Genomic DNA, 11,508 nt, shown 5'->3' with positions numbered 1-11,508 from the left:
ATCCTGAAACGTGTGATATGACAACACAAATACGTCCTGAAACGTGTAACATCATAACACAAATACGTCCTTGAAAATGTTGACGGCTCTGCCATAAAGGAATATTATATAAAGCAATAAGAAATGCTGCATATAAATTCCACTGACAGGGAGGACGCACGATGAAACGTTTTACATTGGAACAATTGGTGCCTGACACAATAAACTTGTTGATACCGGAACAAGATGGCGTATGTTTTGAAGAATTTTTATATCAGCTTCGACCAAACGAACGAAAGGGGAATTCGTGATGAAAGGAATGATGAAAGTCAAACTGGTGATTGCTTTGTTGGTGGTAATCGCTGTTGCAATTTTTTATTATGTTTCACTTCCGGCAATTAACATTCATGCAACAGAAACCTGGAAATTTATTTTTCTGATTTTGGCGGTGCTTTTCGTGCTTTATATTGTAAGAAAGGCAAAGATAGCAGGACAAAGCAAGATTGAACTGTCCTTTATTAAGGAATATACAGGTTTAAAGATTGGAGTGATTGTCTTTTTACTGTTTTTGGCGGTTTATGTGGCAGGCTCCATTTTGTCCTCACCGATTGTCAATGCAGCAAAATATCAGAAACTTTTAAAAGTGGAAGAGGGGGAATTTACCGAGGATATCAAACAGATTTCTTATGACCAGATTCCACTGTTAGATCGTGACTCAGCATCCATTCTGGGAAATCGTAAGATGGGTAGTCTTGTTGATATGGCGTCGCAGTTTGAAGTCAGTGAACTTTATTCCCAGATTAACTACAAAGGGGAACCGGTCCGTGTGACACCGCTCCGTTATGCGGATACCATCAAGTGGCTGACGAACCAGAAGGAAGGAATTCCAGCCTATATTAAGATTGATATGGCAACGCAGGATACGGAGCTGGTTCGTTTGTCAGAAGGCATGAAATATACGCCATATGACCATTTTCATAGAAACTTAAAGCGTCATTTAAGATTTCGTTATCCGACCTATATTTTCGATGATATCAGTTTTGAGATTGATGAGGAGGGTACGCCTTACTGGATTTGCAGTGTTGCAGATTATAAGATTGGTCTGTTTGGAGGTAAGACCATCGGCAGAGTTGTGCTTTGTAATGCTGTGACAGGTGAGTGCACTGATTATGCGGTAAAAGATGTGCCAAGCTGGGTAGACCGTGTTTATTCTGCCGATTTATTGGTACAGCTTTATGATTATTATGGATCTTTAAAACATGGATTTATCAACAGTGTGTTAGGACAGAAGGATTGTCTGACCACCACGAACGGTTATAATTACCTTGCAATGAATGATGATGTCTGGGTTTATACCGGAGTAACCTCCATCACAAGTGATCAGTCCAACGTTGGATTCGTCCTGATGAATGAGAGAACGATGGAGACAAAATATTATCAGGTAGAAGGCGCAATTGAAGATTCTGCGATGTCCTCTGCGGAAGGTAAGGTGCAAAACCTTGGCTATACAGCAACCTTCCCACTGTTATTAAACATTACAAATGAGCCGACCTATTTCATTGCATTAAAGGATGATTCTGGTCTGGTAAAAATGTATGCGATGGTAAATGTGCAGAAATATCAGATTGTAGCAACCGGTGATTCTGTCAGTGAATGCGAAAAGAACTATATGGAACTGATGAAGCAAAATGGTGTCAATGCGGAAACAAAAGAGAGCGACAGTGTCAAGAAAGCAACCGGTACGATTGCAAAAATCACCGATGCAGTGGTAGAAGGAAATACGCACCAATATATTTTGCTCGAAAATGATTCCGATATTTACGATGTATCGGTAGTAGATTACCTTGATATCGTGCGTTATGGTGTAGGAGATACCATCACATTTGAATATATGGAGGGTGAGCAGGCCAATACCGTGCTTGGGATTGAAAAATAGAACTATGATTGTAGTTACAGAATAAGGATAGAGGGGCAAGGTAAGCCCCTCATATTAAGAATTACTTAACTCTATCGTCATACCAAAGCAGATATTTTGTGAGTAGTATACCTGTGACAAATCCGACCATCGCATAAGTGGCTGCATCAATAGAAATAGAGAACAATTGGACAATTGGTGCCTGACACAATAAACTTGAAGGTAAGCAATATTCAATTTTGTAAATAAGCATATCATTCAGCTAACGAACGATAAAAACTCATTTCCTCCTCGGAAACTGCCTTATTTTATTGCAGCATTTCCTGCTTAATTTTTTCGTATAAAGGACGAATGGTTTCCGGCACTTCCTCCAATTCGTCCGCAATCTGATCCAGAGGTTTGCCTTTTTGAATTTTTTTACGAATCTGCTCTGACAATTTTTCTTCTTTCCCGATCTCTTTCCCGATTTCTTTTCCGATCCTTTCGCCATCCTCAATTGCTTCGGCGCGCTGCATTTCCAGCCGTCGTTCAAATGTATAGTCTAATGTCATCACGTGCATTACCTCCTCCCTGTGTTGAGCCAGAAAATCCCTAAGCACATTTTCTTCCATACACTGGTTGATAGCTTTCTCAATGGCATCTTCCAGATTTCCACTGATTTCATTATTTTTCCGCACCATATCCACAAAATACATATATTCACGCAATGTCTGGCATTTTGACAGCAATGGAACATTTTTCCCATTGTTAATATTGTAAACATGGCAGACCAATTCTATCTCAGGATTCTTGGTTTCTTTTTCAAATGCATCAGAAAGACGGAGATCATACTGATCCGGCGCATCTTCTTTTCCATTATAAAACACGACAAAATGGGGCACTGGAATCTTTAAGATTCTTCCACCATAAATATCACGTTTCTGAGCTTTGATTTGTTTTTGTATAATGCTTGCAAAATAAAGCAGATCCCTCAGTGGCATATTCGGGCAATAGGTCGACTGATGCTCATACAGGCTCAGATTCGCATCAAGAATGAATGATGCATCATTCCGTACGGTAAGCGAAAAGCTTTTGTCATCCAAAGTTGTCATTTCAACCAGTTCTGGATCATCATAGTCCGTTCCATTAATCGCGTTATAAATTTCCATTGCACGTTTCTTGTCCTGAAGAAGCATGCTGAACACATCACTTTTGTATTCTTTGTTTGCCATACAGTTTCCTCCTTGTGTAAGCCACAGAATCTGTATGACAACACATCCCATATCAATACAAATCCTGCTTATAACAAAATTAAGTTAAAATAAAGTTGAATTTTAAAAGCAAGACTTTCCGGGATAATTTGAAATGATAAAATAAAGTATATGATATAGACGGCTCGCCAGGTACTGTCCGCCCAAGCTATGGAAAAATATGTATTTGCTTTGTGATAAGTATAGCATTTAAATGCCTGAGATGCAACAAAAACCTTCCACATTTATGCAAACAGTAACGTCCTGAAAAGTGTAGCACTATCACATAAATACGTCCTGAAAAGTGTAGCACCATAACACAAATACGTCCTTAAAAATGTTGACGGCTCTGCCATAAAGAAATATGATATAAAGTAATAAGGAATGCTACATATAAATTCCACTGACAGGGAGGACGCACAATGAAACGTTTTATAAGGGAACTTCTTTTCCGGTAGGGAAAGTTGATTTCATGGATCTGTATGCGTTCAAAATTTATATGCTTGATGTCGGGCTTCTGCTTGCCATGGCAGATCTGGATGCAAGCGTTATCATTGATGGAAACCGGATTTTTACAGAGTTTAAAGGGGCACTGACGGAGCAGTATGTGCTGCAGCAGATGATAGCGGAACTGGGGGTGAAACCATATTATTACACAACCGCAAATTCTACGGGTGAAATTGATTTTATGCTGCAGGCACCCGGATCGGTCATTCCGGTAGAGGTGAAAGCAGAGGAAAATCTGCGGGCAAAAAGTCTGCGGGCTTTTTGTGAGAAGTATCATCCGCAGCATGCGGTGCGGACTTCCATGTCGGATTTCCGTGAGCAGGACTGGATGACAAACATTCCGCTTTATAATATTGACCGGATTGGAGAATACCTCAAATGAGCACCATAACTCGGCTGGAATTTAAAAACGGGGCAAAAAAAGAAAATAAATATATCAAAAACGGGGCAAAATATGAAATGTTCGATTGAAAAAACGGGGCAAATTTTGTTATCATGGAGCATATGGAACAAATATGAGAAATAAAGAGGAAAATCCCATGAAAATGACAACCCTGTGTTACATAGAAAAAGACGGAAAATACCTGATGCTCCACCGCACCAAAAAGCAGCACGACATCAACAAAGACAAGTGGATTGGTGTAGGCGGACATGCAGAAGGCACGGAAGGACCGGAGGACTGTCTGTTACGTGAAGTAAAAGAAGAAACCGGCCTGACACTGACTTCCTACCAGTTCCGCGGGCTGATCACATTCATCAGTGATGAAGCTCCGGAGCCGGAAGAAATGTGCCTGTTTACCGCGGATGGTTTTACCGGGGAGCTGATCGAGTGCAATGAAGGCGATCTGCAGTGGATGGACAAAAAAGAAGTGCTTGCGCTTCCGACCTGGGAAGGAGATGCCATCTTTTTAAAACTGCTGATCGAGGAAGACGAGCGCCGCTTTTTTACACTCCGGCTTGTTTATGAAGGAAATAAACTGGTAGAAAAACAATTGTACCGGTATTCATAGAAAACAGATTAAATTTGAAATCATTATTGCTCAAAGATTATTCTGTAAACAATACCTTCGCAACCTCATATAAAGTTTTGCCTTGCAAATGGTAAGAGGAGCTGTACCTGGACAGGAGAGGAAAGGAATAAAAAATGGAAAACGAAAACCAGACCCCGCACAAGCGTCGTGTGCATTATAAAGGAAAATACCCGAAGAAATTTGAAGAAAAATATAAAGAACTACAGCCGGAAAAATACAAAGACACCATCGCGCATGTCATCCAGAAAGGCAACACCCCGGCAGGCATGCATATCTCCATTATGGTAAAAGAAATTCTTGATTTCCTGCAGATCAAACCGGGACAGACCGGTTTTGATGCCACACTCGGCTATGGCGGTCACACGAAAGCCATGCTCGAGCAGCTGCAGGGGCAGGGACACATCCACGCGACCGATGTGGATCCGGCAGAGTCGGCAAAGACAAAAAAACGTCTGGCAGACCAGGGATTCGGAGAGGACATGCTGACCATCCATCTGCAGAATTTCTGCACGATCGATGAGATTGCAAAAGAAGTGGGTGGATTTGATTTTATTCTGGCAGATCTTGGCGTTTCGTCCATGCAGATAGACAATCCGGAGCGCGGATTTTCCTTTAAAGTGGACGGACCGCTTGATCTGCGGCTGAATCAGGAGGCAGGAATCAGTGCGGCGGAGCGTCTGGATACGATCAGCCGTGACGAGCTTGCCGGTATGCTTTATGAAAATTCGGATGAGCCGTACTGTGAGGAACTTGCAAAAGCGATCACCGATGAGATCCGCAAAGGACACCGCGTGGATACCACCACAAAACTGCGCAGGATTATTGAAGACACTCTCGATTTTCTGCCGGAAAAGGATAAAAAAGAAACCATCAAAAAGACCTGTCAGCGGACGTTTCAGGCACTTCGCATTGATGTCAACCGCGAGTTTGAGGTGCTCTATGAATTTATGGAAAAACTGCCGGGTGCTTTAAAACCGGGCGGCCGCGTGGCGATTCTGACATTCCATTCCGGGGAGGACAAGCTGGTAAAGCGTGCTTTAAAAGAAGGCTGTCGCGCAGGTATTTATTCGGAGTATGCAAAGGATGTGGTGCGTCCGTCCGCGCAGGAGTGTGCGCAGAACGGACGGGCACGATCCACGAAGATGCGTTGGGCGGTACGCAGCCAGTGATCCTGATACACAATCATAATTGCCATTATTTGAGCCTTTGATAGGTGATGGGAATTTCTTTTGCACCTTTACGGTAGGAATCCACCCACTTTTTCAGGTCAGCAGCATCTATGGCGGTTTTTTTCCCTTTGGCATTTGTCAGGAGATATACGATACCGTCGTGATCCTTATCAGCGGAATCCGGGAATGAGGAAAATCCGTCAATGCTGTCTGCCCATTCTTTTTTATTCCAGTCGGTCACAAAACCTATTTGGGTGTAGGAGGCATTATCGGCCTGATAGGACCATACCTGATAAGGCCAGAAAGTGGTGGGGGCGGCTGCACGAGCGGGGGAATAAGGACCACCGTAAGGACTTCCGTGGGAAATATCCTCTTCCACAATTCCATTGTAGAGAAAATGCAAAAATTGTGCTATAATGCAAGCGCGTGTTTTACAAAAAACACGCGCTTATTCACGTAGGAAGGAAAAAGAAACGTATGTTATCCACAATTGAAGCAATCAATAGTGCGGTCAACAATTTCATCTGGGGTGTTCCTGCAATGATCTGTATCATCGGTGTTGGTCTGGTATTGAGTTTCCGGACCCGGTTCTTACAGATCCGCAAGTTCCCATACGCGATGAAAGTGACCTTCGGCCGCATGTTTAAGAAGCGTGAGGCATCGGATGGAGCCATGACACCGTTTCAGGCGGTGTGTACGGCACTTGCGGCAACGGTCGGCACGGGAAATATTGCCGGTGTGGCAGGGGCGATTGCCATCGGTGGTCCGGGAGCCGTGTTCTGGATGTGGATTTCCGCAATTCTCGGTATGTGTACGAAGTTTTCAGAAGTGACGCTTGCGGTGCATTTCCGTGAAAAGAATGTGCATGGCGATCTGGTCGGCGGTCCGATGTATTATATTAAGAACGGACTGAAAAAACACTGGCACTGGCTGGCGTATCTCTTTTCCGCGTTTGGCGTACTGACCGTATTCGGAACAGGGAATGCCACACAGGTAAATACGATTACCACAGCCATCAATACGGCATTAATGAATTATCATGTCATTTCAAAAGATGCGGTGCCGACTGTTAACCTTGTAGTCGGGATCATTCTGGCGGTTCTGATCGCACTCATTCTGCTTGGAGGTATCAGGCGGATTGGACGGGTGACAGAAAAGCTGGTACCGTTTATGGCATTAATCTATATTGTTTTGGCAGTGGGAGTGATCTTATTTAATATCGGTCATGTTCCGGCAGTATTTGCTTCCATTATAGAAGGGGCATTTCATCCGGCAGCAGTGACCGGCGGCGCGGTCGGCAGCTTTTTCATGAGTATGAAAAAGGGCGTATCCCGTGGAATTTTTTCCAACGAGGCAGGACTTGGCACGGGATCAATTGCACATGCCTGTGCAGACACGAGAAAACCGGTCAAGCAGGGATTTTTTGGAATTTTCGAGGTGTTTGTAGATACGATTGTGATCTGTACGCTTACCGCGCTGGTTATTTTGTGCAGCCAGGTTCCGGTCAGTTACGGACAGGCGGCAGGAGCAGAACTTACCATCAGTGGATTTACCGCAACATACGGGAACTGGGTATCTGTTTTTACTGCGGTTGCCATGTGCTGTTTTGCATTTTCCACCATTATCGGATGGGGATTATACGGGACGCGCTGCATCGATTTTTTGTTCGGCTCCCGTGTCAATAAGCCGTTCATGCTGGTGTATGCACTGGTTGCCATTGTGGGTGCGACCATGGATCTGGGCCTGATGTGGAGTATTGCGGAAACGTTTAACGGACTCATGGCAATTCCGAACCTGATCGCAGTATTTTTGCTTTCCGGTGTCGTTGTTAAACTGGTGAAGGAATACTTTGCCGGAGAAGGTGCAAAAAGTTAGGGGAAGCTGGAAAGAAAAAGGGCGAAAAACTTGACATTTGTGCGTTTATCATAAATAATAAGGTACTGAAAAAACAAAGGAGGAACTTGTTATGAAAAAATTTGGAATCAAAGAAGTTGTAGCAACCGGTATCGGAACCGCATTGTTCATTGTTTTGACAGAAGTGCAGATTCCGCTGGGAATTATCCCGAATACATCCATGCAGCCACGTGCAGCAGTGCTGGCATTTCTTGCAGCAGTGTTTGGACCGGTTGTCGGAGGAATCATTGGTCTGCTGGGACATGCACTCGGAGATGCACTGTTTTACGGTGGTGTATGGTGGAGCTGGGTATTCCCAGATGCGATCTTTGGAATTTTAGTTGGTTTATTCGCAAAGAGCTTTGAGATTAAGGCCGGTGGGTTTAATAGGAAGAAAGTAGTTCTTTTTAATGTCGTTCAGGTGGTTGCAAATGCAATTGCATGGATCGTTGTTGCACCGGTGCTTGATATTCTCATTTATGCAGAGCCTGCAAAGAAAGTATTCTCACAGGGCGTATTTGCGTTTGTAGCCAATATTATTATTGTGGGTGTACTTGGTTCATTACTCGGACTGGGATATACAAAGATTGGAGCAAAATCATCAAGTCTTACAAAGGAAGACTAAAAACGTATGGAACCGATTATTGAATTTGAAAATTTTACATTTAAATATCGGTCACAGATGGAGCCGACACTCCGGGATATCAATTTGAAAATTTATCCCGGAGAGAAGGTGCTCATCATTGGACCATCGGGATCAGGGAAGTCGACATTATCAAATTGTATCAACGGACTGATCCCTTTTTCGTATGAAGGAGACAGTACCGGAACTTTAAAAATCGAGGGAAAAGATCCGAAAAACCTTGGGATTTTCGGACTTTCCAAGATGGTCGGAACCGTGTTGCAGGATACGGACGGACAGTTTATCGGTCTGACGGTTGCGGAAGATATTGCTTTCGTGCTGGAAAATGACTGTATGGCACAGGAAGAGATGTTTCGCAAAGTAGACGATGTGGCAGAGACTGTAGAGGTAAAAGAACTGTTGCATCATGCACCATCGGAGATGTCCGGCGGACAGAAACAGAGAGTTTCCATGGCGGGGGTTATGATCGATGATGTGGATATTCTGCTGTTTGACGAGCCGTTGGCCAATCTTGATCCGGCGACCGGAAAGAAAGCCATTGCATTGATCGACCGAATCCAGAAGGAACAGAAGAAGACCATCGTGATCATCGAGCATCGTCTTGAGGATGTGCTTTATAAAGACGTGGACCGTATCGTTGTGGTAGGCGAGGGAACGATTGTGGCGGATATGAAACCGGATGATCTGCTGGCTGGAAATATCCTGAAGGAACAGGGAATCCGCGAGCCACTTTATGTCACGGCACTGAAACATGCCGGATGTACGATTGCGGCAGAAGATCATCCACAGCATGTGGAGACCATGAATTTTGAGCCGTACAGAGCGCAGGTCCGGGAATGGTTTGAGACAACGAAGATTCCGCAGAAACAGGAAGCAGAGGAAAAGGTGCTCAACGTGGATCATCTGCATTTTTCTTATCAGCCGGGAAAGGCGATTCTTTCGGATATCAGCTTTGATGTGAAAAAAGGGGAAATGATCAGCATTGTCGGGAAAAACGGTGCCGGAAAGACAACCCTTTCCAATCTGATCTGTGGGTTCCTCGAGCCAAGCAACGGAAAAATCGAACTGAATGGAAAAGATATCTCACCGCTTTCGGTCAAAGAGCGTGGGGAGCATATCGGAATCGTCATGCAGAATCCGAATCAGATGATTTCAAAACCCATGATTTATGAGGAAGTGGCGCTTGGTCTGATGGTGCGTGGGGTTCCAGAAGAAGAAATTCGTGAGCGTGTGTATGAGACACTGAAAATCTGTGGTTTGTATCAGTTCCGGAACTGGCCGGTTTCAGCATTGAGTTTCGGGCAGAAGAAGCGTGTGACGATTGCATCCATTCTTGTCATGAAGCCGGAGATCCTGATTCTGGATGAGCCGACAGCGGGGCAGGATTACCGCCATTATACGGAAATTATGGAGTTTTTAAAGACGATCAATGAGACACAGGGAACGACCATTATCATGATTACGCATGATATGCATCTGATGCTGGAATATACCAACCGCGCCATTGTTGTGGCGGATGGACAGCTGCTGACGATTGATACGCCGGCGAAAGTGCTGACGGATGAAACCATCACGGCTCCGGCATATCTCAAGCAGACATCTCTCTATGAGATGGCGGTCAAATGTGGAATTGAAGATCCTTCCCAGTTCGTGCAGCGGTTTATCAATTACGAAAGGGCGGTGCGGTAATGGCAAAGTTATTGACCTATGAGCAAAAAGATACCTGGATGGACCGGCTGTGTGGTGTCACAAAGCTGATCTATTTTCTGGCATGGTCCATCACAAGCATGCTTACTTATGATACCCGTGTACTCGCCGTGATGCTGGTTCTTAGTCTGATCCTGTTTAAGATTTCAAAAACAGAGTGGAAACAGGTCGGTTCTATTTTTAAGTTCATTATGTTCTTTCTGGTCATCAATGTGCTTGCCATTTTTATTTTTGCACCGGATCAGGGAACAAAAATTTATGGTACAAAGCATGTACTCTGGCAGCTTTCGGCGCATTATCCGATTACCGCTGAGCAGCTGTTTTATGAGCTGAACATTATTTTGAAATATTTTACAATTATCCCGGCGGTGTTCATTTTTGTCGTGACCACCAATCCGTCGGAGTTTGCAGCGTCGTTAAATCGTATTGGAATCAGTTACAACATCGGATATGCGGTGGCAATTGCACTGCGTTATATTCCGGATGTGCAGGATGATTTCCACAAAATTAAAAATGCGCAGGAGGCTCGTGGAATAGAAATGTCCGGGAAGGCAAAGCTGATGAGCCGTATAAAGAGTACGGCATCTATCATCTTTCCGCTCATTTTTACAAGTATCGGCCGCATTGATACAATCAGTAATGCGATGGAGCTGCGTGGGTATGGGAAGTACAAAAAGCGTACCTGGTATATGGGAAGAAAGTTACAGCGCAATGATTATCTGTGTATTGCACTGGTGCTTGGATTTGCCGTGGTTGCACTTGTGATTACCTATCATGATGGCAGCCGGTTTTATAACCCGTTTGTATAAACAGTAGAGATTGCGCAGCTCGTTTTAATAAAATTAGAAAAGGAGCTATCGCACCAGCGAATATCGGCGGCACGACAGCTCCTTTTGTTTTCCATGTCTGTTTTAAGCTTCGGTTGAAGCATCTGGTGCAGAGGCTTTAGTCGGGGTTTCGGAAGCATTTTCCGACACGGTCTCAGAAGCTGGTTCCTCAGACGGCTGTTCCGGAGGAATCACCTCGACGTCCTCTTCCTTAACCGGTTCCGGCTTTGGCTTTTCCGGCATTTTCTGTCCACAGGCACTGCAGAATGCAGCATCGGCATCCACGCTTGCACCGCAGGATGGGCAGATCGCTACACCTTTCATCTGGTGAATGCTTTCACGGCATTCCTTAATTCTGGCTTCGGAAACAGCAATCGCATCCAGCCAGGTTTTTACATCTTCTTCGGCATCTTCGCGATGTTTTTCCACATACCATTTTCCAATCTGTTCGTATGCAGTATCAATCTTGCGTTCTTCCTCGGAGATATTTAAGTTTAATTTTGCAGTATCTGCCAGATCTTTTGTTTTTTTAATGGTAGTCTGGCTCACATCACTGATCTTTTGTCCTAAGTTGTTTAAAAAAGACATATATTTCACTCCTTTCCTAT

General features: G+C 44.1%; 11 protein-coding genes. 8 read left to right on the top strand and 3 right to left on the bottom strand.

The window, feature by feature from the left end:
- Nucleotides 1–298 precede the first annotated feature (298 nt).
- Nucleotides 299–1,915, top strand: coding sequence for a hypothetical protein (locus tag M72_RS11910; RefSeq protein WP_055068418.1), 1,617 nt, complete (start codon nucleotides 299–301; stop codon nucleotides 1,913–1,915).
- A 287-nt stretch (nucleotides 1,916–2,202) separates the two neighbouring features.
- Here M72_RS11910 and M72_RS11905 read toward each other — a convergent pair whose 3' ends face one another.
- Nucleotides 2,203–3,105: an RpnC/YadD family protein gene (locus tag M72_RS11905; protein WP_055068371.1), complete on the bottom strand. Its 903-nt coding sequence runs from the start codon at nucleotides 3,103–3,105 to the stop codon at nucleotides 2,203–2,205.
- Nucleotides 3,106–3,595: 490 nt separating this feature from the next.
- Between M72_RS11905 and M72_RS11900 the strand changes: the two genes are divergently transcribed.
- The 3 genes from M72_RS11900 (at nucleotide 3,596) to rsmH (ending at nucleotide 5,830) form a co-directional block, all read left to right on the top strand.
- Complete coding sequence (locus M72_RS11900; RefSeq protein WP_055068370.1) at nucleotides 3,596–4,012, top strand: DUF4143 domain-containing protein; 417 nt, start codon at nucleotides 3,596–3,598, stop codon at nucleotides 4,010–4,012.
- Between the two features lie 157 nt (nucleotides 4,013–4,169).
- A complete protein-coding gene (locus tag M72_RS11895) occupies nucleotides 4,170–4,640 on the top strand; it encodes an NUDIX hydrolase (protein WP_055068417.1) in 471 nt (156 codons plus the stop codon).
- Nucleotides 4,641–4,774: 134 nt separating this feature from the next.
- A complete protein-coding gene (rsmH, locus tag M72_RS11890; RefSeq protein ID WP_055068369.1) occupies nucleotides 4,775–5,830 on the top strand; it encodes a 16S rRNA (cytosine(1402)-N(4))-methyltransferase RsmH in 1,056 nt (351 codons plus the stop codon).
- Between the two features lie 25 nt (nucleotides 5,831–5,855).
- Here rsmH and M72_RS11885 read toward each other — a convergent pair whose 3' ends face one another.
- Nucleotides 5,856–6,209, bottom strand: coding sequence for a hypothetical protein (locus tag M72_RS11885; RefSeq protein ID WP_055068368.1), 354 nt, complete (start codon nucleotides 6,207–6,209; stop codon nucleotides 5,856–5,858).
- Nucleotides 6,210–6,307: 98 nt separating this feature from the next.
- Between M72_RS11885 and M72_RS11880 the strand changes: the two genes are divergently transcribed.
- The 4 genes from M72_RS11880 to M72_RS11865 all read left to right on the top strand — a co-directional run bounded on the left by M72_RS11880 (nucleotide 6,308) and on the right by M72_RS11865 (nucleotide 10,882).
- On the top strand, nucleotides 6,308–7,705 hold the full coding sequence (locus M72_RS11880) for an alanine/glycine:cation symporter family protein (protein WP_055068367.1): 1,398 nt from the start codon (nucleotides 6,308–6,310) through the stop codon (nucleotides 7,703–7,705).
- A gap of 91 nt (nucleotides 7,706–7,796) precedes the next feature.
- Nucleotides 7,797–8,348: an ECF-type riboflavin transporter substrate-binding protein gene (locus M72_RS11875; RefSeq protein WP_022046831.1), complete on the top strand. Its 552-nt coding sequence runs from the start codon at nucleotides 7,797–7,799 to the stop codon at nucleotides 8,346–8,348.
- 6 nt (nucleotides 8,349–8,354) lie between these two features.
- A complete protein-coding gene (locus M72_RS11870) occupies nucleotides 8,355–10,055 on the top strand; it encodes an ABC transporter ATP-binding protein (RefSeq protein WP_055068366.1) in 1,701 nt (566 codons plus the stop codon).
- Nucleotides 10,055–10,882 (top strand): energy-coupling factor transporter transmembrane component T family protein, encoded by an 828-nt coding sequence (locus M72_RS11865; protein ID WP_055068365.1) that lies wholly within the window; start codon nucleotides 10,055–10,057, stop codon nucleotides 10,880–10,882. The genes M72_RS11870 and M72_RS11865 overlap by 1 nt, the downstream gene beginning before the upstream one ends.
- A gap of 102 nt (nucleotides 10,883–10,984) precedes the next feature.
- Here the strand turns inward: M72_RS11865 and M72_RS11860 are convergent, their stop codons facing one another.
- Complete coding sequence (locus tag M72_RS11860; RefSeq protein WP_022046834.1) at nucleotides 10,985–11,488, bottom strand: zinc ribbon domain-containing protein; 504 nt, start codon at nucleotides 11,486–11,488, stop codon at nucleotides 10,985–10,987.
- Nucleotides 11,489–11,508 lie beyond the last annotated feature (20 nt).

The organism is Roseburia faecis, from assembly GCF_001406815.1.
Lineage (GTDB): Bacteria > Bacillota > Clostridia > Lachnospirales > Lachnospiraceae > Roseburia > Roseburia faecis.
Note: the sequence above shows the minus strand (reverse complement) of the source record. Positions and strands in the feature narration are given on the sequence as shown.

Coding starts and splice junctions, on each gene's coding strand:
- M72_RS11910 (WP_055068418.1), top strand. CDS start 299: ATGATGAAAGTCAAACTGGTGATTGCTTTGTTGGTGGTAATCGCTGTT.
- M72_RS11905 (WP_055068371.1), bottom strand. CDS start 3,105: ATGGCAAACAAAGAATACAAAAGTGATGTGTTCAGCATGCTTCTTCAG.
- M72_RS11900 (WP_055068370.1), top strand. CDS start 3,596: ATGGATCTGTATGCGTTCAAAATTTATATGCTTGATGTCGGGCTTCTG.
- M72_RS11895 (WP_055068417.1), top strand. CDS start 4,170: ATGAAAATGACAACCCTGTGTTACATAGAAAAAGACGGAAAATACCTG.
- rsmH (WP_055068369.1), top strand. CDS start 4,775: ATGGAAAACGAAAACCAGACCCCGCACAAGCGTCGTGTGCATTATAAA.
- M72_RS11880 (WP_055068367.1), top strand. CDS start 6,308: ATGTTATCCACAATTGAAGCAATCAATAGTGCGGTCAACAATTTCATC.
- M72_RS11875 (WP_022046831.1), top strand. CDS start 7,797: ATGAAAAAATTTGGAATCAAAGAAGTTGTAGCAACCGGTATCGGAACC.
- M72_RS11870 (WP_055068366.1), top strand. CDS start 8,355: ATGGAACCGATTATTGAATTTGAAAATTTTACATTTAAATATCGGTCA.
- M72_RS11865 (WP_055068365.1), top strand. CDS start 10,055: ATGGCAAAGTTATTGACCTATGAGCAAAAAGATACCTGGATGGACCGG.
- M72_RS11860 (WP_022046834.1), bottom strand. CDS start 11,488: ATGTCTTTTTTAAACAACTTAGGACAAAAGATCAGTGATGTGAGCCAG.